The following is a 21564-nucleotide window of genomic DNA, read 5'->3' on the forward strand; positions in this document are numbered from 1 at the left end:
CGGATTATTCCTTATTCTGCCGCAGCTATCTGTTCTTCATAGATAGGGAGCTGCACCTCAAAAACAGCCCCCCCCGCCACTGCATTTCGCGCAGTCAGGCGTCCGCCAAGGTCGTTTACGATCCCGGATGAAATCGCAAGCCCTAGGCCAACGCCATCGCCGGGCTCTTTGGTGGTGTAAAATGGTTCGAATAACTCGTCGAGATTATCAATCCCCTGCCCGTTATCGCGGACCGTCAGACTGACTGTGTCGCCGGCCGCGAGGATGATCTCAATCGCAGGGTCATCGGACAATTTTGTGGCGTCCAATGCATTGCGCAACAGGTTGATAATCACCTGCTCTAGCCGTAGCCGGTCCCCCATGATCATCACAGGTCCGGACGGCAATGTGCGGGTGATATCGACGTCGCGGGTTTTCAACTGAGGCTCCATCATCATCAAGGCAGACGACACCGCAGCCCTTGTATCCACAGGTTCAAACGCATCACCGCCTTTGCGGGCGTATGATTTCAACTGACGGGTAATCGCCCCCATGCGGTCGATCAGATCATCGATGCGTTGGAAGGATGACAGGGCCTCATCGGGGCGTTTGCGTTGCAGCAACAACCGCGCCCCCGCGAGATAGGTTTTCATCGCAGCGAGCGGCTGGTTCAGCTCGTGACTAACCGCCGCTGACATCTCGCCCAAGGCCGCCAATTTTGACGATTGCGCCAGCGTTAATTCCGCGACCTCAAGCGTCTTTTCAACCTTCTCGCGTTCGGCAATTTCCCGCTGCAGTCGTGCGTTTAATGCGCGCAACTCTGCCGACTCGCGTTGAAAAAAGATCAGGCGCGACGTGGTTTTGCGGTTGGACAGCCAGAACATCAGCGCCAGCAAGATCGCGAATCCCATCACCTCGATGGCGAGAACGCCGTTCACCTTTTCGCGGACCGAACTGTAGGTCGTGAAACTGACCATACGCCAGCCTTGGAAAGGCACACGGATTTCGCGGCGCAGCACGGCCTCGCCGCCCAAGTAGATATCAATCGGCGGATCAGCCCATTCTTGGGTCGCCTGCAGCGCTCGTTCAATTGCGGATGGCGCAGATTGACGCGACAAGGCATCAGCCTCTTGCAAGCCACGCCAGCGCGGCTCTGTTGCCAGAATGATGTCGCCCTGACTGGTGGTCACGAAGACAGCGTCCGACACCCCTGCCCAGCCGCGTTCCAACTTGGCCATGTCGACCTCGACGGTGATGACACCCAGTACCACGCCGCTGGCTTCGATCTTGCGGGAATAGACAAAGACGTAGCCGCCCGCCTCGCGTGCGGCCACCGTGAACGTCGTGGCATTACTGCGCAAAGCATTCACAAAATAAGGTTCTGATTTGTGGATTTCAGCAATCTTGTTGCGATCAGTCGCCGCGACCGTACGCCCATCGCGATCCAGCAACATCAAAGACGCCGCCCCGATTTCGTCCACAAACGACAACAACCGCTGCGTGGACAACGAATAGTTGCGATCCTGCAAAGCGGTGATCAGTTCAGGGTCACGCGCCAACAACTGCGGGACAATGGAATTGCGCTGCAACTCGCTCATCAAGCTGGCCACATAAAGCGTCAACCGCACCTCAGCCCGCGTGTTTGTGCTGGCCGTAAAGCGCTGCGTCAGCAGATTATTCGTGACGGAAATCACGACAATCGCCATCACACACACCGCCACAACAGCGATGCGAAACAGCCAACGGTCCGGACGTTTGGGTTTAGAAGAGGCAGCAGCTTGCGTCATAAGCGCAAGTCTAGGACGGGTCATGATTTCCTACAAGCGACCACGCGATCACGCGGCGGTCAATTGCCCAAGCAGGCCCGCGAACAGCGCTTTACCGTCAGTCCCACCGTGACCTGCGTCGACGGCACGTTCCGGATGCGGCATCATACCCAGCACGCGACGGTTCTCGGACAACACACCTGCGATATCCGCAACAGAGCCATTCGGGTTCTGCGCATAGGTAAACGCAATCCGGTCCTCGCCTTGCAGCACAGCCAGCGTTTCGGGATCAGCAGTGTAATTGCCGTCGTGATGGGCAACAGGATAGTTCACCACATCCCCTTTGGCGTAGCCTTCGGTAAAGGCGGACGCTGTTGTCGCAACCTTCAAGCCAACGGTTTTGCACAGAAATTTCAGACCTGCATTGCGCATCAACGCACCCGGCAGCAGGCCCGTTTCGGTCAACACCTGAAACCCGTTACATACACCAAGCGCATAGCCGCCGCGCTCAACATGCGCGACAATTGCCTGTGAGACAGGGCTTTGCGCCGCAATCGCACCACAGCGCAGGTAATCGCCAAACGAAAACCCACCGGGCACCGCAACCAGATCCACACCTTCCGGCAACGTGGCATCTTTATGCCAAACCATGCTCACATCCGCACCCGCAGCCTTCAGGGCCACGGCCATATCCCGATCACAGTTGGAACCAGGAAAGACGATAATGGCGGCGCGCATCACAGCACCTCGACGCGGTAGCTTTCGATCACCGTGTTCGCGAGCAGCTTTTCGCACATCTCGCCAATCGTGGCCTCAGTTGTGCCTTCGGCCAATTCCAGCTCGATCACTTTACCCTGACGCACATCTTCAACACCAGCAAACCCCAACGTGCCTAGCGCGTGCTTTACAGCAGCCCCCTGCGGGTCCAACACACCGTTTTTCAACATCACATGCACACGGGCTTTCATCGGCAGGTCCTCATCTTCATTTCGCTATAACAACTCAAACGGCGCACCGCTTAATTGATCAAAGTAGGCTTCGTTGGCGCGTGGGTCACGTTGGTCGGCAGAACGCCGAGACGCTTTGCGACTTCGGTATAGGCATCAGCCAAATCGCCCAAATCCTGACGGAATACGTCTTTATCCAGCTTTTTGCCCGTCTCGATGTCCCACAAACGGCAGCTATCCGGGCTGATCTCGTCGGCCACAACCAAACGTGGGAACTCGTTATCCCAGACACGGCCGATCTCGATTTTAAAGTCGATCAGTTTGATACCAACACCGTACATCACACCGGACATGAAATCATTCACCCGCAGCGCCATGCTGACGATATCGTCCATTTCCTGCTGGGTCGCCCAACCGAAAGCTGCGATATATTCTTCTGGCACCAGCGGATCACCCAGCGCGTCGTCTTTGTATGAAAACTCAACGATCGGACGCGGCAATGCCATGCCTTCGGCAAGACCCAGACGTTTCGCCATCGATCCTGCTGCAAAGTTGCGCACGATGACTTCCAGCGGAATAATCTCGACCTGACGGATCAACTGCTCGCGCATGTTCAACCGTTTGATAAAATGTGTGGGGACGCCGATTTGGGTCAACCCGTTCATGAAATACTCGGACAGACGGTTGTTCAACACGCCTTTGCCTTCGATCACCGCCTTCTTTTCGGCATTGAATGCGGTCGCATCATCCTTAAAATACTGGACATAGGTGCCTGGTTCAGGACCTTCGTACAGAATTTTCGCTTTGCCTTCGTAGACCAGTTTGCGACGTGCCATGCCAACATTCCCCGTGTCACACCGCGCAGCGCGATGCGTCATAGCGCGCCTCATAATCCAAGCACCCCTTGCGAGCAAGCCCGCGTGACGTCATATCAATGACAACGACAGTATAACCGATCAGAGGAATTGCCATGTCTACCTTTAAAGACCGTGAAAATGCATTTGAAAACAAATTCGCCCATGACGCAGAAATGCAGTTCAAAGCCGAAGCCCGCGCCAACAAGCTGTTGGGCCTTTGGGCGGCTGACCTGATGGGCAAATCCGGTGACGATGCGGCGGAATATGCAAAAGAAGTCATCAAATCCGATTTCGAAGAAGCAGGCCACGAAGACGTCTACCGCAAAGTCTCCGGCGATCTGGGTTCAAAGGCAGACGAGGCCACAATCCGCGCGAAAATGGCGGAATGCCTGATCGAAGCCAAAGCGCAGTTGATCGACGAACTTTAAGCCTCGCTTTCAGTCTCAAACATCTTAAATGGCGCAGCCCGACATGGATGCGCCATTTTTTTTTTTTGTGGCCTGTACGCGGCGGCCCCTTCATGCGCATTGATACAGCACCTCATAATGTTCAGTACAAAATTTCAGTTGATCCAATCTGTCGCCCGTGACATGCCCCGCTGACATTTCGCGCAGCCGCGCCACAAACCCAAGGCGGAGACCATCATGAACAACGCATTCGCAACATTGCTCGCTGAACGTGATTGGCTGCTCGCCGACGGCGCCACCGGCACTAACCTTTTCAACATGGGTTTGGAAGCAGGCGAGCCTCCAGAAATGTGGAACGTCGACCACCCCGACCGGATCAAAGCCCTGTATGAAGGTGCGGCACACGCCGGATCCGACATTTTCCTGACCAACACCTTTGGCGGCAACGCGTCACGCCTGAAGCTGCACAATTATCAGGACCGCGTGTTCGAATTGAACAAAGTCGGCGCTGAGATTGGCCGCGAGGTCGCAGATGCAATGGACCGCAAAGTGATCGTTGCGGGCTCTGTTGGCCCGACAGGCGACATCATGGACCACATGGGCGGCACGCTGGCCCACGCATTGGCCGTTGAGATGTTCCACGCCCAAGCCGAAGGCCTGAAAGCAGGCGGCGCGGATGTGCTGTGGGTTGAAACGATTTCAGCTGCCGAAGAATACAAAGCGGCCGCCGAAGCTTTTGCGCTGGCCGATATGCCGTGGTGTGGCACGATGAGTTTTGACACCGCTGGCCGCACCATGATGGGTGTGACGTCTAAAGAAATGACCAAAATGGTCGGCAAGATCGACCACGCACCGCTCGCTTTTGGCGCAAACTGTGGCGTTGGCGCGTCCGATCTGCTGCGCACCGTGCTTGGCCTCGCCTCTGGTGCGCCCTTCCCGTTGATTGCCAAAGGCAACGCAGGCATTCCGAAATTCCACGACGGTCATATCCACTATGATGGCACGCCGGAATTGATGGCCGATTACGCGATCCTTGCCCGTGATTGCGGCGCGAAAATCATTGGCGGTTGCTGCGGGACAACACCAGACCACCTACGCAGCATGCGTGCGGCACTGGAAACTCAACCGCGCAAAGAGACGCCAACCTTGGAGACGATCACCCAAGCGATGGGTGCGTTTTCGTCCGAATCAGACGGCACAGACGGCGCAGGTCCGGTGCGGGCAGCACGGCGCGGTCGTCGCAAAGGGTAATCCCAAAATTTCGCGAAATTTTGTACGATTTTTCTAGAAAAATCGGCCCCTAGAACAATTGCAGTTGATCGCCCGCTTTGGGCGGCACTGCGAATAAATCCGTCCGAAGCTGCGGCAAACTGCGGTCCAGCCCCAGTTTCCGCGTGATCAGTTGAAACCGTTGTTTCATCAAAGCGGCCCATTCACCCTGCCCCGTCATGCGCGTGCCAAAAGCCGGATCGTAATCCTTACCGCCATGTAATTCACGCACCCGCGCCATAATCCGCGCAGCGCGGTCTGGATATGTCTCAGCCACCCAATCACGAAATAGCCCTGCGACCTCTTGCGGCAAGCGCAACATGATCGACGACGCAGCCACAGCACCCGCTTTGGCGCAGGCGGTCACAATCGCTTCTAGTTCGTGGTCGGTCAGCGCGGGGATCACAGGCGACACCATCGCGCGGACGGGTATCCCTGCCTCTGACAGCCGTTGGATCGTGCGCAATCGTGTGGCGGGCAGTGGCACACGCGGTTCCATCGCGCGCGACGTCGCATTGTCCAAAGTCGTCACCGAAATCCCCACTCGCAACAGGCCGTTAGCGGCCATTGGTGCGAGAATATCAATGTCGCGTTCGATCAACGTGCCTTTTGTGATGATCGCAACCGGATGGTTGAACGCCGACAACACCTTGAGAATCTCGCGCATGATTTTGCGGTCCCGTTCGATTGGCTGATACGGATCGGTGTTCGAGCCGATCGCGATGGTGTCGGGCACGTAAGACTTCTTGGACAATTCCGCCCGCAGCACCTCTGGCGCGTCAGGGCGGGCAATGAGTTGCGTCTCAAAATCTAGCCCCGGTGACAGGCCTAGATACGCATGGCTCGGGCGGGCAAAGCAGTAGATACAGCCATGTTCGCAGCCGCGATAAGGGTTAATCGTGCGGTCAAACGACAGATCGGGCGACGTGTTTCGGGTGATCACCTTGCGCGGGCGTTCATCCGTGACTGTGGTGCGCAGAACCGGCAATTCCTCGTCACGCGGCCAGCCGTCATCCACCGCCTCACCGCTGTAACGGTCATAGCGATTGTCAGGATTCGTCAGTGCCGCCCTGCCAAGGGCGCGGTGTTTGGGTTGGACCGGATGCTCTGCCATGCCTGTCACTAGAACATTAAGGGAACGTTAGCAAGAAAAGGTCGGGATTGTTCATAATCATGTCGCGAAATGTTCAATGGAATTTAGTATCTTAGCGCATTAGTAAGACGTATAGGGCATTGTGCCAGATATTACCGGAGACCTCCCATGTCCGACGAAGACGAAATCATCCTGTCAGAACTCAACGACGAAGACCTTGTCGCGCAGATGTTTGACGATCTGTATGACGGCATGAAGGAAGAGATCGAGGAATCGGTTAACATCCTGCTGTCGCGCGATTGGGCGCCCTACCGCATCCTGACCGAAGCGCTGGTTGGTGGTATGACTATCGTGGGCCACGATTTTCGCGACGGTATTTTGTTTGTGCCAGAGGTGCTTTTGGCCGCGAACGCGATGAAAGGTGGGATGTTCATCCTGAAACCTTTGCTCGCGGAAACAGGCGCACCACAGGTCGGCAAGATGGTTATCGGCACGGTCAAAGGCGACATTCACGACATCGGCAAGAACCTTGTTGGTATGATGATGGAAGGCGCTGGTTTCGAAGTCATCGACCTTGGTATTAACAACGCCGTGGAAAGCTACCTTGAGGCGTTAGAAGCAGAATCGGCTGACATTTTGGGCATGTCCGCCCTGCTCACCACCACCATGCCTTACATGAAAGTCGTGATCGACACGCTGATCGAAAAAGGCATTCGTGACGATTACATCGTGCTGGTCGGCGGCGCACCGCTGAACGAGGAATTTGGTAAAGCCATCGGCGCAGACGCCTATTGCCGAGATGCGGCTGTGGCTGTTGAGACGGCTAAAACCTTCGTCGCGCGCAAACATAATCAAAGCGGGGCAACGGCTTGATTGAATCCCCCTCAATCTGACTTCATAGTTAAAGAGTCCTGGGGGGGACATATCATGCCAACAACACTCTTTGCTATTATCCTCATTTCAGTACTGATCGCGGGGGGCATCACAGCCTTTGCGATTAGTCTCGCACCAGCATCCACGGTGATTCCGATTGCGCTGGTCGCGGCTTTTGGCGTCAGAATGATTCTACGCCACAGACTACGATGATACCGGCGGCGGATCCTAAAGCGGGGCGCATTCTGCTGCTCGCTTGTGGGGCGCTTGCGCGTGAAATACTCGCGGTAAACCAAGCCAACGGTCTCGACCATCTCGACCTGCAATGTCTGCCCGCGATCTATCACAATCACCCCGAAAAGATCGTCCCAGCGGTGCGTGACGCTGTTGCAAAATATCGCGGGTCTTACGCTAAAATATTTGTGGTTTACGCAGACTGCGGCACTGGCGGACAGCTGGAAACAGCCTGCCGCGATCTCGGCGTCGAGATGCTGGCAGGACCACATTGCTATTCGTTTTTTGAAGGCAACGCCGCATTCGCAGCAAACGACGAGATCACGGCGTTTTACCTCACGGATTTTCTGGTCCGGCAATTCGATTCGTTTGTCTGGGAACCACTGGGTTTTGCCAAATATCCGGCGAAGTTCGACGTGCTACGGGACATGTATTTTGGGCATTACACCAAGCTTGTGTATCAAGCCCAAACCGATGACCCGTCCCTGACGCAGCTTGCGGAAACGTATGCTGGGCGCCTACAGCTACCGTTTGAACGACGCTTCACAGGCTATGGCGATCTGGAAACAGAGTTAACGGGCCTGACCTAAAGGGTCTCTAACCAGCCGCAACCAGTTGAATACGCTCAACCATTGCCCGCACGCCATTCGAGCGTTGCGCTGACAAGTGGTCATTCAATCCCAAGCGGCCCAATTCGGCATTCGCATCAATCTTGGCCACATCGCCAACCGGAACACCGGTATACAGCGCCTGCAAAACCGCTATTAGACCTTTCACGATCATCGCGTCGCTATCACCGTCAAAGTAGAATTTGCCGTCAGCGATCCGTGGCTGCAACCACACTTGGCTGGCACATCCATCGACCTTGGTTGCGGGCACTTTCAACGCGTCGTCCATCGCGGGCATCGCTTTGCCCATGTCGATCACATGGCGATACCGGTCTTCCCAATCGTCGAGAAATTCGAAGGTTTCTGCAATGTCTTCAAAGGCTTCCGTCGCCATGTTCATGTTCCTTCTGCAGCCTTTGGTCTAGGCCGCATCTGCCTGTTCGTCCAGCCTTTGCGTTATAACTCAACCGGAACAACCTTTTGCCCGTCAACTTTGAGCCCGATTTTGCCTTCGCATAGCATGATCGCGTCGCGGCCAAACACCTCTTTGCGCCATCCGCTTAATGCGCTCACGTCGCGTTGACCTGCAGCCAGAGCATCCAGATCAGCCGCTGTTGCTATTAATTTTGGCGCGACACCTTCGCCTTCGGACTTGGATTTCAGCAGAACGCGCAGCATGTCTGCGATTGCCGGGTTCACTTGCAGCTTTGTCCGGCTCGCATCCGGCTTTGGCAATGCGTCGTTTGGCAATTCCAAACCGACCTTCACAGCCGTCAAAATGCCCTTTGCGATCTCGCCTTTACGGGCATCACGCAACAACAGACGTGAACGCCCAAGGTCTTGTTCTGATTGCGGTTTTGTTGATGCAAGCTCGACCAGCGCGTCGTCTTTGTAGACACGACTACGCGGAATATTCCGTTCTTGTGCAAAAGTCTCGCGGAACCGCGCCAATTCGCGCACGATACCAAGAAAACGACCCGCGTTGTTGCGTGTTTTCACACGCTGCCACGCATCATCAGGGTTCGCTTCGTAGGTCGCCGGATCTTGCAAAATGCCCAATTCTTCTTGGACCCACTTTGCACGGCCCGATTTGGCCAATTGAGCGGACAGAAATTCGTAAATATCACGTAAATGCGTCACATCAGCGACAGCATATTGCGCCTGCGCATCCGTCAAAGGACGGCGTGACCAGTCGGTAAAGCGTGATGATTTATCCAAATCCGCCTTCGCGATTTTACGCACAAGCGTCTCGTAACCAACCTGTTCACCAAAGCCGCACACCATCGCAGCGACTTGCGTGTCAAACAGCGGTTCTGGAATAACGCCTTGATCCACATAGAAGATTTCGAGATCCTGCCGCGCTGCATGGAATACTTTAACTACGCCGTGGTCGCGGAACAAATCATAAAGCGGCTCTAGCGATAATTCGCCAGCCAACGGATCGACCAGAACGGCGTCGTTGCCCGCCTCGTCTTGATAGGCCAATTGCACCAAACACAGCTTGGAATAATAGGTCCGTTCGCGCAAAAACTCTGTATCAACAGTCACATAAGCCCGCTTGGCGGCCTCTTTACAAAACGCAGCAAGATCGTCGGTTGTCGTGATTGTCTTCATGTGAGCTGATCTCTTCTTTGTCAGTCTTTGGGTGCCGCCCAGGATGGGTGCCTTGTACTACGCGATCATGGAACGGTTGAAAAGGTCAACCCCCACCGAGCATCACAGGCGTCGCGTCACCCGATGCAAACCGTTTTAAAACAGCGGGATAGAGCTGGTGTTCAAAGGGTAGAACCCGTGCGGCCAGATCGTCTGGCGTGTCGCCTGCCAGTACAGGCACGCGGGCTTGACCCAGAACGCGGCCACCGTCCAATTCACCTGTGACCTCGTGTACTGAACAGCCGTGCTGCGCATCGCCAGCCTCTAGGGCGCGGGCGTGGGTGTGCAAACCTTTGTACTTTGGCAGCAACGACGGATGAATGTTCAGCATCTTTCCGGCCCAGCCAGCGGTGAATTCCGGTGTCAAAATCCGCATGAAACCAGCGAGACAGATGATGTCCGGCTTTGCGGCCTCAAGCGCCTTTTGTACTTCTAATTCAAAGCCATGCCGGTCGTTCTTAAAGTTACGGTGATCGACCACAGCCGTCGCAATGCCCATATCGCGGGCCGTGTCCAAGCCACCCGCATCGGGCCTGTTCGACAACACCAGACAAGGCCGCGCCGGATAGTCGTCCGTCATAGCACGCGCCAGCGCCACCATGTTCGAGCCGCCCCCCGAAATCAGGATCGCGACCCGTTTTGTCACAGCAGCGACCCAGTGTAGCGCACGCCCTCGCCTGCGGTCACGGCGCCGATCACGGACACTGTTTCACCAGCCGCCGTCAGCGTGGCCTTGGCGGTCTCGACTTGATCCGCCGGACAGATCACAACCATGCCCAGACCAGAGTTAAATGTCTTGAGCAACTCGGCCTCGGCCATGCCGCCTTCCGCTGCCAACCAATTGAAAACAGGCGGCAATTCCCATGCGCCCAGATCAATATCGGCGCCCAATCCTTCGGGCAGAACACGTGGTAGGTTTTCCGTCAAACCACCGCCTGTGATATGGGCCAGACCGTGAATAGAGCCCTCTTTCACAGCCGCCAGCGTCGATTTCACGTATAGACGCGTCGGCGCAAGCAGCGCCTCGCCCAGTGTCCCATCACCCCATGGGCAATCGTCGGACCATGCCAACCCGCTTTTTTCCACGATCCGGCGCACCAGTGAATAGCCGTTCGAATGCACACCGTCAGAGGCCAACCCCAACAGCACATCGCCCGCGCCCACACCGCGCGGCAGATCGCGGCCTCGTTCCATCGCACCGACTGCAAAGCCCGCGAGATCAAAGTCGCCATCGTGATACATGCCCGGCATTTCCGCCGTCTCACCGCCGATCAACGCGCAACCGGATGCTTCGCAGCCTGCCGCAATACCGTTAATAATCCGTGTCGCCGCGTCGAGCTCCAACTTGCCCGTCGCGAAATAATCAAGGAAAAACAGCGGCTCTGCCCCCTGACAAACCAGATCGTTCACACACATCGCGACCAGATCAATCCCGATCGTGTCCACATTGCCCGTATCAATCGCGATCCGCAGCTTGGTGCCAACGCCGTCTGTGGCCGCTACCAGAACCGGATCAACATAGCCCGCGTCCTTTAGGTCGAACAACGCGCCAAAGCCACCAAGGCCGGCCATCACGCCGCTGCGTTTGGTCCGTTTGGCTGCTGGTTTAATCCGCTCAACCAATGTGTTGCCCGCGTCGATGTCAACGCCCGCGTCCGCATATGTCAGGCCGTTTTTGCTGGTCATGTGTCGTCCCCCAAGGATTTGCGCCTGCGATAGCCCAACATCGGACAAGGCGCAAACATTTCTAGGATCGGGTGTGCCGTTTTCCATCTTGACCCTTGCGGCCTGTCTGATACCTCAAGCGTCGGGGGGCCTGTAGCTCAACTGGTTAGAGCAGAGCGCTCATAACGCTTTGGTTGCGGGTTCAAGTCCTGCCGGGCCTACCATTTCCCTATTGCTGACGGCGCGTTAGACGTTCGTTGACAGACCGCGTCGCGTATCGAATAACTTGGCGTAGCGATGCTGTCGGATGTCGCCCACGTTGGCGCATACATAGGAAATCGCATGACCACACAAATTGCTACTGATCGCGGCGCGAACCTGCTTGGCAGCATGTGGATGATCTGCGCGATGGCGCTTTTTGCCGTTGAGGACTCGTTTCTTAAGATTGCGTCAACGGTCCTGCCTGTCGGTCAGATCTTGGTTATCTTTGGTCTTGGTGGTACTATCGTGTTTGCTGGTTTGGCGCGCCTGAACCACGAGCCGTTGTTTGTCCGCGATGTTGTGTCCCGCCCGATGCGTATCCGCGTCGTGTTCGAGATCGCAGGTCGGTTGTTTTACGTCCTCGCTATCGCGTTAACCCCGTTGTCAGCCGCAACTGTGATCTTACAGGCTACGCCGCTGGTCGTGGTCGCGGGTGCTGCGTTGGTGTTTGGCGAAAAGGTTGGATGGCGCAGGTGGACTGCGATCTTTATCGGGTTAATTGGCGTTGTCGTCATTATCCAGCCGGGCACCGATAGTTTTTCCGCGTTGTCGATTTTGGCGATTATCGGGATGATCGGCTTTGCCGGCCGCGATCTTGCCAGCCGCGCAGCCCCTGCGACGCTGAGCACATCCATCCTCGGGCTATACGGATTTCTGGCGGTTATGGTCGCGGGCGGCCTGTTTTCGATCTGGCAAGGTGCCGCGTATATCTACCCCAACGTGTCGACGATGCTGCATATGTTGGGGTCAGTCATCGCGGGCGTCGCCGCTTATTCTTGCCTGATGAAAGCGATGCGTACTGGCGAAGTGTCCGCCGTGACGCCGTTTCGATATACAAGATTGCTGTTCGGAATCACATTGGGCGTGGTGCTATTTGGCGAAAAACTCAGCCCTGCGATGATCTTTGGCTCTGGCTTGATCGTGTTTTCCGGCCTGTTCATTCTCTGGCGCGGCAAGCGGCGGTAACGAGAGGCCACCTCCCGAAACCGACCGCTACATCTGTTTGTTATTCAGGCGCCATTTCAGGGTGGAGATACCGTTCCAGCCCTGCACGGCAATCATCTGGCCACGGGTGGGATTTATGGTCGGTTGTCGAGGTCATCACAATCAACTGCTCAATCGTCCAAATCACGTCTTCACCGACTTTGACCACGGTATAAAGGTCCAGCGATGCCCGTCCGATTTTGCGCACATGAACGTTAAAGTCCAAAATATCGCCGTAAACCGCAGGTTTTTTAAACTCGATGTTCATTTTTACACTAGGCAAACCCAGCTTGCGGTCGAACATCAGTTCTTTCCACGTCACACCAAACGACGCGAACATGGCTTCGTTTACGTCAACGAGATATGACAGATAGGCAGGATGGTACGCGATCCCGGTCAGATCGCAGTCCCCAAATCGCATTGGCTTAGAAATTGTAAAAGGCATTGGCGTTCCTCTTTGTGCAACCGAAATCAGCTGAGTTGGTGTAAAGTTAAAATTGTTTATGCTTAAAGCGAAACACCATGTCAAACTCTAACCGGTCCGACCACCCTGCCCTTATGCATCAGGAATATGTGACAAAAGGGCTTAGATCACATTTCGGCACTGTTGAGCATTGACAGATCACAGGCTCCAATTTAACTTCATATTTAAAGTAAATGGCAGCCCCAAGGGTGGAGGCCATCCAGCAAAAAGGTGACGGCAATGAAAATAGCAATTCTTGGTGGCGGCCCCGCGGGTCTGTACTTCGCGATTTCAATGAAGCTGCGCAACAAAGACCACGACATCACCGTCTTTGAACGCAACCGCTTTGACGACACCTTTGGGTGGGGAGTGGTTCTGTCGGACGAAACAATGTCCAACTTTGAAGTGAACGATCCGATCAGCGAAAAGATGATCCGCGATAACTTTGCCTATTGGGATGACGTCAAGACAGTGCGTGGCGACGAGGAAATCACCTCTGGCGGGCATGGTTTCTGCGGCATTGGCCGTAAGAAATTGTTGTTAGTGCTGCAAGAGCGGGCGCGTGAACTGGACATTACGCTGTCTTTTGAAACCAACATGACCGAAGAGTCGATCGCAGAGCTGAAGGTATCGCATGACTTGGTTGTTGCGGCCGATGGCCTGAATTCCAAGGTACGGTCGGTCTATGCCGATCAATTCAAACCTGAAATCGACATGCGTGAAAATCACTTTGTCTGGCTTGGCACACATCAAAAATTCGACGACGCTTTCACCTTTATCTTTGAAGAAACCGAGCACGGTTGGGTTTGGGCGCACGCCTATCAATTCGACGACGACACAGCGACGTTCATCGTGGAATGCGGCCCAGAGACCTACAAAGCGTTTGGGTTCGACACCTTAGATCAACACGACAGCATCGCTCTGTGCGAAAAGATTTTCGCGAAACACCTCGGCGGCCACCCGTTGATGACCAACGCGAACCACATTCGCGGCTCTGCTTGGATCCAATTTCCACGAGTGACCTGCGAAAACTGGTATTTTGAAAATGTCGTGCTATTGGGCGATGCGTCTGCGACGGCGCACTTCTCAATCGGGTCTGGCTCAAAGCTGGGCATGGAAAGTGCTATTGCGCTGGCCGACGAGTTGGATTCCGACAAGCCCGTTCAAGAGGCCCTGCAGACATACCAAGACGAACGCAAATTGCAGGTGTTGCGCGTGACCTCCGCCGCACGGAACTCCACCACGTGGTTTGAAGAAGTTGAACGCTACCTGACGCTCGACATGATGCAATTCAGCTATTCTTTGCTGACCCGCTCTCAGCGGATTAGCCACGAAAACCTGCGCCTGCGCGATCCCGAATGGATGGCCGAAGCCGAAAGCTGGTTCCAGAAAAAAGCAGGCAGCACCTCTGGTCGTAGCCCGATGTTTGCGCCGTTCACGCTGCGCGATATGACGTTAGAGAACCGCGTCGTCGTATCCCCGATGGCCCAGTACAAAGCCGAGGACGGCAACCCAACCGATTGGCATTTTGTGCATTACGCCGAACGCGCCAAAGGTGGTGCGGGTCTGGTCTTCACAGAAATGCTATGCGTCTCAAAACAAGGCCGGATCACGCCCGGTTGCCCATGTATCAGCGAAAACCAAGTACCAGCATGGTCACGCTTGACCGACTTTGTTCACGCGGAAACCCCTGCGAAAATCTGTGCCCAGATCGGCCACGCAGGCCGCAAAGGGTCCACACGTTTGGCATGGGACGGGATCGATCAGCCGTTGGAAAGCGGCAACTGGGACTTGTTATCCGCCTCTGCGCTGCCATTGATGGATGGCAACCCTGTTCCCAAAGCAATGGATCGCGCGGATATGGATTTGGTCAAAGACCAATTCATCGCATCCGTCAAAGCCGCAGACGCCGCAGGTTTCGACATGATCGAAATGCACGCGGCACACGGGTATCTTTTGGCGTCGTTCATCTCGCCCGTCACGAACAAACGCAGCGATGAATACGGCGGCACGTTAGAAAACCGGATGCGGTTCCCGTTGGAAATCTTTGCCGCGATGCGCGCCCATTGGCCAGAATCCAAGCCGATGACAGTGCGTATTTCGGCGCACGATTGGATGGGCGACGACGGTATCCACCCCGAAGAAGCCGTTGATATCGCACAGATGTTCAGTGATGCGGGCGCGGATGCGATCAACGTGTCGTCTGGTCAGACCGACAAAGCGGAACAGCCTGTCTACGGACGCATGTTCCAAGTGCCGTTCTCGGACCGTGTGCGTAACGATGTTGGCGCCCCTACTCTGGTTGCGGGTAACATCTACGAGCCAGATCACGTCAACTCGATCTTGATGGCTGGTCGTGCGGATCTTGTGTTGCTGGCGCGACCGCATTTAGCGGACCCTTACTGGACGCTGCATGCGGCTGTTGAACTTGGTGACACGGATCAGACGTGGCCTGCCCCATATGAAGGCGGTCGTCGTCAGGCGAACTCTTTGGCCGAACGCGCCAAGGCGATGTCATCATGAGCCTGAAAGGAAAAACAGCCTTTGTCACAGGCGGTGGATCGGGCGTCGGCGCGGTCATCGCACTAGAGCTTGCCAATGCTGGTGCTAAGGTCACGATCTGTGGTCGCCGCATCGCACCGCTAGAGGCCGTTGCAGCAAAGCATTCAAATATCTCAGCAGTCGTCGCGGACATCACGGATGAAGTGGCGATTTCAACCGCCATCGCAACCGTGTCCCCAGATATCGTGATCGCCAATGCGGGCGCATCGGAAAGCGCGCCGTTTGTGAAAACCGAGTTGGACGCCTTTGAACGGATGATGAAAGTCAACGTAACAGGCACCTTTTTGACTCTGCGCGAAGGGGCAAAAGCGATGAAGGGCAAGCCGTGGGGCCGTCTGATCGCGATTGCCTCAACCGCTGGCCTGAAAGGCTATCCATACGTGGCCCCCTATGCGGCGGCGAAACATGGCGTCGTGGGCATGGTGAAATCTGTGGCCCTTGAGTTGGCACGCAAGAACATCACCGTGAACGCGATCTGCCCCGGCTTTCTGGACACGGAAATGACCGAACGGTCCATCGCCAACATCGTGGAGAAAACCGGACGTAGCGTGGAAGCGGCCCGCGCATCGCTGGAAGAAACTAACCCGATGCACCGCCTTGTACCGCCCGAAGACGTCGCCAAAACGGTGCTTTGGCTCTGCTCTGACGGCTCTGATATGGTCACAGGCCAAAGTATTTCAGTGTCTGGAGGTGAAACATGAACGACGTCTTCACGATCCGCCGTCAGGTCGAATTCAACCATTGCGACCCCGCAGGTATCGTCTTTTATCCGCGCTATTTCGAAATGATTTCGTCCGCGACCGAACGCTTTTTCTCGGATGCGTTGGACTTTAGCTGGGCCACTATGGGTCTCGTTGATGGTTTTGGCACGCCGATGGGCAATATCGAGACGCGGTTTTATGCACCGTCCCGCCTTGAAGACTGGCTCACGATTTCGATCACGGCCAAACGTGTTGGAACGTCGTCGCTGACGCTTCAGATCGAGTGCCATTGCGAAGACGAACGCAGGTTCGCCTGCAAAGCAACGCTGGTCCACGCAAACATCCAAACCGGAACATCGCACCCGTGGCCTGACGCGCCACGCGCCGCGATGACCCGCTATCTTCTATCCGTTAATTCTAATCAGGAAGACCTCTCATGACCGCTTTAACACCACATATGTTTCTACAGCCAGACGGCTGGGCCCCTGCAAAAGGCTATTCAAATGGCGTGATGGCAGAGGGAAAGCTGATTTTCACTGGCGGACTTGTCGGTTGGAGCGCGCAGCAAACGTGGGAACACCTCGATATGGTGGGCCAGTTCCGCCAGACCTTAGAGAATATCGTGGCTGTTCTGGAAAGCGCTGGCGCTGGCCCTGAACATCTGGTGCGTCTGACGTGGTACATCACGGACAAGCAGGAATATAACGAAAACCTGCGTGCTTTTGGTGCTGCATATCGCGATGTGATTGGTCGCCACTTTCCCGCGATGGCCGTTGTGCAGGTCATCGCCTTGATGGAAGACGAAGCCAAAATCGAAATCGAAGCCACTGCGGTCATTCCGCATGACTGACCCAGTTCAGCGGCCAGACAGCGCGCCGGTTCTCATCACGATGAGTTCATTTGAATCCGTGACGCCGCGTGGCGCTGTCACGGGCGCGTGGATTATGGGCCAGCTTGATCGTGCGGCGGGCCTTGCTGGCATGAAAATATCGGGCGGCGATGCGTTGATCTTGTCGATCAAAGAGCTGACGTTTCTTGCAGTTCTGCCAGCGGGCGTAGAGTTCGCAATCCATAGCGAGTTGACGCGCAAAGGGAATTCGTCGTTTACGGTTGCCCTGTCGGGATGGGCTGACGTTAAAGGCGAGTCCATCGGCATTTTCCGCGCCGATGTTGTACTCGTTGCTGTCGATGACAATGGTCGTCCGCGCAAGCTGGCTTAGGTCACGGGCGCTCTCGCCACAGGCGCACAACCGCTTGAAGGTTCAACCTCGTCACCGGCGGATAACCTGTGCAGTTCGCAGCGTTGAGACTACAGCGATATTGAAATACCGTCATTAGGTCAGTCCTGATGGCGGTATTTGCATTTGGCGAGTCAACACGCACAAAAAGCGACCTCTATCTAAATCCACCTTTGGTCTTTATCTTCAGTATGAAAAATTGATATATAAAGTAAATTTTATTGCGCATACCCAGAGGCATTTCGATGAACACTGACTCAAAAACCGAAATCACCGATGATAATCTTGCACGCCAACGGCTACGCCTCTGGTTGCAAATGCTCAAAGCGACGCGCCACGTCGAAGGTGTGCTGCGCGATGAATTGCGGTCTGGCTATGATACAACATTGCCGCGTTTTGATGTTCTTGCCACACTACACGCAACGCCTGAAGGCATGAAGATGAGCGAACTTTCCACGCATCTTGTTGTCTCGAACGGTAACGTCACTGGCGTCGTGGATCGTTTGGTGAGCGAAGGTTTGGCCGAACGCACAAATATGGAAAGCGACCGCAGAGCGTTCTTGGTACGGATCACTGAAAAGGGCCGTGTTTTGATGGACGAAATGACAGCTAACCATCTGGAATGGATCGATAAACTGTTTGCGGATGTGACCGAAACCGACGCGGCGCGTGGTATTTCGATTATGCTAGATATCCGCCGGAAATCTTAAGCGCATAAAAAAGCCCCCCGTTCATCAAAACGGAGGGCTTTGGTTTTAGGTTAGCGCATTAAAGCAGCCCTGTTTCCTTCGCGACGCGACGGTATCCTGCCCCCGCCGTAAAGCCGCCGTCGATCACAAAATCTTCGCCTGTGATAAACTTGGACCCGTCGGCTGCGAGGAACAGCACGAGTTGCGCCACTTCGTCTGCTTCGCCCGCGCGTTGCGCCGGCGTCATGCTGATCATCGGACCCAGATGCGGGGACGCGCGGTTCAGATCGGTCACGATCAAGCCTGGGCAGATCGCGTTCACGCGAATACCATCGTCCGCAAATTCCATCGCCGCTGTGCGGGTCAAGCCACGGATCGCCCATTTCGACGAGGTATAAGCAGGATCGTAATGGCCGGAAAACGCGCTGTTTGAGGAAATGTTAACGATACTTCCCCCACCGGTTTCCGCCATCAATGGTGCCGATAATTTGGTCCCGATAAACGTTCCGGTTGCGTTCACATCCATCACCATGCGCCATTCCGCGACGGTCATATCGCGAATGATTTTACGGTTAATAATGCCCGCGTTGTTCACCAACACGTCCAAACGGCCAGTCCATGCGCGGACGGTGGCAAGTGCTGCGACCCATTCGTCTTCGGATGTGACGTCCAACTTGAAGAACTGCACGGATTTTCCGTCGCTCTGCAGGCGTTCGGCTAGTGCTTTGCCTTCGTCTTCCAGCACATCGCAGATCAGAACTGATGCGCCAGCCGTCGCCAAAAGCTCGACCTCAACCGCACCTTGTCCACGCGCACCGCCCGTAACAATCGCGGTTTTACCTGCCAGATCGGTCAATGCTGCTTTGGTTTTTTCAAAATCGACGCTCATGCTTGCACCATCAATTGACGCTGTTCGCCCAAACCACTGGCCCCAAGCGTGACAACTTGGCCTTCTTTCAAGAAGGTCGGCGGTTTCATCCCAAGACCAACACCCGGAGGTGTGCCCGTCGCGATGATGTCACCTGCTTCAAGTGTCATGAATTGCGAGATGTAGTGGACCAGATGTGCAACGCCAAAGATCATCGTTTTGGTGTTGCCCGTCTGGCGACGCTCGCCGTCTACATCAAGCCACAGGTCGATGTTTTGCACGTCCGCGATTTCGTCTTTCGACACCATCCACGGACCAACCGGACCAAACGTGTCGTGGCTTTTGCCTTTGACCCACTGGCCACCACGTTCGGATTGGAAGCGACGTTCAGAGACGTCGTTAATCAGCGTGTAGCCCGCCACATAGTCAAGCGCGTCGTCTTCGCTGACGTATTTCGCACGTGAACCAATCACGATTCCCAGCTCGATCTCCCAATCGGTCCGGTCTGATCCGCGCGGGATTTCCACGTCGTCATTTGGGCCGCAAAGCGCTGTTGTTGCTTTGGAAAACAACACAGGTTCGGCGGGTGGTTCTTTACCAGTTTCGCGGGCGTGGTCGGCGTAATTCAAGCCCACGCACAGGAATTTGCCGGGCCGCGCCACAGCGGACCCGATGCGCGGTGTGCCGTCTACTTTTGGCAGGCTCTCGACATCAAGTGCCGCAAGTTTAGCCATCATATCAGGCGCAAGCGTCGTCCTATCAATGTCCGCGACGACCCCGGACAGGTCACGCATCTGGCCGGACCCATCAAGAATGGCAGGACGTTCAGAGCCCGCAGGCCCGTAGCGAAGAAGCTTCATCAAATCTACTTTCGTATGGCTTCCGACGCTGGTGCATCGGAAGCGCGTTAAAATCAGGGGCGACGGTAACCTTCGAGGGCTTCGTCCGGCACATCAGGCAAGTTGGTGACAAAGTTGTCAGGCGTGCGGCAGGTCAGCCAAACCAATTCGTCCGTGATGCTCATGTTCACTTCGACATGCGGCATGAAGGGCGGCACAAAAACAAAATCGCCTTCGAACAGGTCGATAAATTCTTTGTAGTCATCGCCAAAGTAGATGCGACCATGGCCTTTGAGAACGTAGCCACCGGTTTCGGCTTCGTCATGGTGGTGTGGCGGCGAACGGTGGCCCGGCTCATTGCTCACACGACCGAACCACAGTTTTGTCGCTGGGGTGTGTTGCGGGCTAACACCCGATTTACGCACGCATTCGCCTGACTGCAAAGTGCTGTCATCAAGCTCTTGAGAGCGCGTTACTACCGGTACAACTTTATCGGACATCATATATCTCCCTGAATTTCGACGCAGCACCTCTGCCGCTATACGGCAACATAGCCAGAATATACTTTAAACCTCAACTTATTTATTTTCACCTCAGCCGACGCGGGCAAGCGGACTTCCCAAGAGTCTTTAAAATATCAACAAACTTGCCTGTTATTTGTGCTGATATGCAAAAATTATATGCATTTGCAGTCAGTTTGAGGCTTGGCGTACTACAAATTAACTTTGTACTTGAAGAATATTTATATATGTATTTGCATATAACTAAGACTCAGTCACTAAAAAATGAGATCAGGGAGCCTCAATATGACCAGCCAAACAACACTCGCAAACCTTGCCACCAGCCTCTTGGATGGCTCGATCAAAGTGGTCGATTGCAGCGGCCCGCTTGGCCCTGACACACCATTGCTAAAGCTGCCGCCAGAGATCGCAGACGACACGCCAAAAATCGAAATTCACGAGATTTCCAGATACGGTGATCGTGGTCCATTCTGGGCGTGGAACTGGCTCAAGTTGGGCGAACACTCTGGCACGCACTACGATGCACCACACCATTGGGTCACAGGTAAAGACTACCCAGACGGCTCTGTGGACACCATCGCACCACAGAACTTTGTAGCGCCTGCCAACGTCATTGATTGCTCGAAAGAAGCAGCCGCTGATCCCGATTTCCTACTGACAGTAGACCACGTCAAAGCATGGGAAGCAGAACACGGCGAGATCAAAGAAGGTGAATGGGTCCTGATGCGGACGGACTGGGATCAATACAACGACGACGAAGTCAAATACCTGAACGCAGATGAAACAGGTCCACACACACCTGGCCCGAACGCCGAAGTCATCACCTATTTGATGGAAGAGAAAAAAGCGCTGGGTTGGGGTACACAATGTATCGGTACAGACGCGGGTGCGGCTGGTGGATTTGAAATCCCGTTCCCTGCCCACAACCTTTTGCACAAGCACAACCGCTACGGCCTCGCGTCCCTGACGAACCTGAGCGAACTGCCTGCTAAAGGCGCGATCCTGATCACTGCACCGCTTAAGATCGTCAAAGGCACCGGATCACCGATCCGCGCTCTTGCACTGATCCCCGCGTCCTAAAGTTCGG

General features: G+C 55.1%; 25 protein-coding genes and 1 tRNA gene. 13 read left to right on the plus strand and 13 right to left on the minus strand.

Going from position 1 to position 21564, the window contains the following annotated elements; all coding sequences use genetic code 11:
- Positions 1-11 precede the first annotated feature (11 nt).
- From FHS72_RS05435 to purC, 4 genes are read right to left on the minus strand one after another with little or no spacing between them, the layout of a single operon-like run.
- A complete protein-coding gene (locus FHS72_RS05435; protein WP_183527600.1) occupies positions 12-1766 on the minus strand; it encodes a sensor histidine kinase in 1755 nt (584 codons plus the stop codon).
- A 48-nt stretch (positions 1767-1814) separates the two neighbouring features.
- Positions 1815-2483, minus strand: a complete 669-nt coding sequence (gene purQ, locus FHS72_RS05440) for a phosphoribosylformylglycinamidine synthase subunit PurQ (protein WP_183526785.1) — start codon at positions 2481-2483, stop codon at positions 1815-1817.
- Positions 2483-2713, minus strand: coding sequence for a phosphoribosylformylglycinamidine synthase subunit PurS (purS, locus tag FHS72_RS05445; RefSeq protein ID WP_183526788.1), 231 nt, complete (start codon positions 2711-2713; stop codon positions 2483-2485). Before purS ends, purQ begins: the two co-directional genes overlap by 1 nt.
- A gap of 50 nt (positions 2714-2763) precedes the next feature.
- Positions 2764-3528, minus strand: coding sequence for a phosphoribosylaminoimidazolesuccinocarboxamide synthase (purC, locus tag FHS72_RS05450; protein ID WP_183527602.1), 765 nt, complete (start codon positions 3526-3528; stop codon positions 2764-2766).
- A 134-nt stretch (positions 3529-3662) separates the two neighbouring features.
- Here purC and FHS72_RS05455 point away from each other — a divergent pair, with 134 nt between their 5' ends.
- Positions 3663-3977, plus strand: coding sequence for a DUF1476 domain-containing protein (locus tag FHS72_RS05455; protein ID WP_183526791.1), 315 nt, complete (start codon positions 3663-3665; stop codon positions 3975-3977).
- Between the two features lie 216 nt (positions 3978-4193).
- Positions 4194-5207, plus strand: a complete 1014-nt coding sequence (bmt, locus tag FHS72_RS05460) for a betaine--homocysteine S-methyltransferase (protein ID WP_183526794.1) — start codon at positions 4194-4196, stop codon at positions 5205-5207.
- Between the two features lie 49 nt (positions 5208-5256).
- Here bmt and FHS72_RS05465 read toward each other — a convergent pair whose 3' ends face one another.
- Entirely contained in the window at positions 5257-6339 is a 1083-nt protein-coding gene (locus FHS72_RS05465) for a PA0069 family radical SAM protein (RefSeq protein WP_183526797.1), read from the minus strand.
- Between the two features lie 147 nt (positions 6340-6486).
- Here FHS72_RS05465 and FHS72_RS05470 point away from each other — a divergent pair, with 147 nt between their 5' ends.
- Together FHS72_RS05470 and FHS72_RS05475 are read left to right on the plus strand one after the other, a co-directional pair.
- A complete protein-coding gene (locus tag FHS72_RS05470; RefSeq protein WP_183526799.1) occupies positions 6487-7191 on the plus strand; it encodes a corrinoid protein in 705 nt (234 codons plus the stop codon).
- A 209-nt stretch (positions 7192-7400) separates the two neighbouring features.
- Positions 7401-8015 carry a DUF1638 domain-containing protein gene (locus tag FHS72_RS05475; protein ID WP_183526802.1) on the plus strand — a complete coding sequence of 205 codons (615 nt, stop codon included), beginning with the start codon at positions 7401-7403 and terminating at the stop codon, positions 8013-8015.
- A gap of 7 nt (positions 8016-8022) precedes the next feature.
- Here FHS72_RS05475 and FHS72_RS05480 read toward each other — a convergent pair whose 3' ends face one another.
- The 4 genes from FHS72_RS05480 to purM all read right to left on the minus strand — a co-directional run bounded on the left by FHS72_RS05480 (position 8023) and on the right by purM (position 11372).
- A complete protein-coding gene (locus tag FHS72_RS05480; protein WP_183526805.1) occupies positions 8023-8427 on the minus strand; it encodes a SufE family protein in 405 nt (134 codons plus the stop codon).
- Positions 8428-8489: 62 nt separating this feature from the next.
- Positions 8490-9647: a ribonuclease D gene (gene rnd / locus FHS72_RS05485; RefSeq protein WP_183526807.1), complete on the minus strand. Its 1158-nt coding sequence runs from the start codon at positions 9645-9647 to the stop codon at positions 8490-8492.
- An 85-nt stretch (positions 9648-9732) separates the two neighbouring features.
- Positions 9733-10332, minus strand: coding sequence for a phosphoribosylglycinamide formyltransferase (gene purN, locus FHS72_RS05490; protein WP_183526809.1), 600 nt, complete (start codon positions 10330-10332; stop codon positions 9733-9735).
- Positions 10329-11372, minus strand: coding sequence for a phosphoribosylformylglycinamidine cyclo-ligase (purM, locus tag FHS72_RS05495; protein WP_183526812.1), 1044 nt, complete (start codon positions 11370-11372; stop codon positions 10329-10331). Before purM ends, purN begins: the two co-directional genes overlap by 4 nt.
- 126 nt (positions 11373-11498) lie before the next feature.
- Between purM and FHS72_RS05500 the strand changes: the two genes are divergently transcribed.
- Positions 11499-11575: transfer RNA gene (locus tag FHS72_RS05500), tRNA-Ile, on the plus strand.
- 118 nt (positions 11576-11693) lie between these two features.
- Positions 11694-12578, plus strand: coding sequence for a DMT family transporter (locus FHS72_RS05505; protein ID WP_183526815.1), 885 nt, complete (start codon positions 11694-11696; stop codon positions 12576-12578).
- 40 nt (positions 12579-12618) lie between these two features.
- Here FHS72_RS05505 and FHS72_RS05510 read toward each other — a convergent pair whose 3' ends face one another.
- A complete protein-coding gene (locus FHS72_RS05510; RefSeq protein WP_183526817.1) occupies positions 12619-13041 on the minus strand; it encodes an acyl-CoA thioesterase in 423 nt (140 codons plus the stop codon).
- A 258-nt stretch (positions 13042-13299) separates the two neighbouring features.
- On the opposite strand from FHS72_RS05510, the gene FHS72_RS05515 reads away from it, so the two are divergent.
- The 6 genes from FHS72_RS05515 (at position 13300) to FHS72_RS05540 (ending at position 18270) form a co-directional block, all read left to right on the plus strand.
- Complete coding sequence (locus FHS72_RS05515) at positions 13300-15582, plus strand: bifunctional salicylyl-CoA 5-hydroxylase/oxidoreductase (RefSeq protein ID WP_183526820.1); 2283 nt, start codon at positions 13300-13302, stop codon at positions 15580-15582.
- Entirely contained in the window at positions 15579-16322 is a 744-nt protein-coding gene (locus tag FHS72_RS05520) for an SDR family NAD(P)-dependent oxidoreductase (RefSeq protein WP_183526823.1), read from the plus strand. The genes FHS72_RS05515 and FHS72_RS05520 overlap by 4 nt, the downstream gene beginning before the upstream one ends.
- Positions 16319-16762, plus strand: a complete 444-nt coding sequence (locus FHS72_RS05525) for an acyl-CoA thioesterase (protein WP_183526825.1) — start codon at positions 16319-16321, stop codon at positions 16760-16762. The genes FHS72_RS05520 and FHS72_RS05525 overlap by 4 nt, the downstream gene beginning before the upstream one ends.
- On the plus strand, positions 16759-17172 hold the full coding sequence (locus FHS72_RS05530) for a RidA family protein (protein ID WP_183526828.1): 414 nt from the start codon (positions 16759-16761) through the stop codon (positions 17170-17172). Before FHS72_RS05525 ends, FHS72_RS05530 begins: the two co-directional genes overlap by 4 nt.
- Positions 17165-17542 carry a hotdog domain-containing protein gene (locus tag FHS72_RS05535; RefSeq protein WP_183526831.1) on the plus strand — a complete coding sequence of 126 codons (378 nt, stop codon included), beginning with the start codon at positions 17165-17167 and terminating at the stop codon, positions 17540-17542. Before FHS72_RS05530 ends, FHS72_RS05535 begins: the two co-directional genes overlap by 8 nt.
- A 263-nt stretch (positions 17543-17805) precedes the next feature.
- Positions 17806-18270, plus strand: coding sequence for a MarR family winged helix-turn-helix transcriptional regulator (locus FHS72_RS05540; protein ID WP_183526833.1), 465 nt, complete (start codon positions 17806-17808; stop codon positions 18268-18270).
- 58 nt (positions 18271-18328) lie between these two features.
- Here the strand turns inward: FHS72_RS05540 and FHS72_RS05545 are convergent, their stop codons facing one another.
- The 3 genes from FHS72_RS05545 to FHS72_RS05555 are packed head-to-tail and all read right to left on the minus strand — an operon-like array spanning position 18329 to position 20456.
- Positions 18329-19138, minus strand: coding sequence for an SDR family NAD(P)-dependent oxidoreductase (locus FHS72_RS05545; protein ID WP_183526836.1), 810 nt, complete (start codon positions 19136-19138; stop codon positions 18329-18331).
- Positions 19135-19977, minus strand: a complete 843-nt coding sequence (locus FHS72_RS05550) for a fumarylacetoacetate hydrolase family protein (protein ID WP_183526839.1) — start codon at positions 19975-19977, stop codon at positions 19135-19137. The genes FHS72_RS05545 and FHS72_RS05550 overlap by 4 nt, the downstream gene beginning before the upstream one ends.
- A gap of 53 nt (positions 19978-20030) precedes the next feature.
- A complete protein-coding gene (locus tag FHS72_RS05555) occupies positions 20031-20456 on the minus strand; it encodes a cupin domain-containing protein (protein WP_183526842.1) in 426 nt (141 codons plus the stop codon).
- A 306-nt stretch (positions 20457-20762) separates the two neighbouring features.
- Between FHS72_RS05555 and FHS72_RS05560 the strand changes: the two genes are divergently transcribed.
- Entirely contained in the window at positions 20763-21557 is a 795-nt protein-coding gene (locus FHS72_RS05560; RefSeq protein WP_183526845.1) for a cyclase family protein, read from the plus strand.
- The last annotated feature ends 7 nt before the right edge of the window (positions 21558-21564 follow it).

The organism is Yoonia ponticola (assembly GCF_014199395.1).
Classification (GTDB): Bacteria; Pseudomonadota; Alphaproteobacteria; order Rhodobacterales; family Rhodobacteraceae; genus Yoonia; species Yoonia ponticola.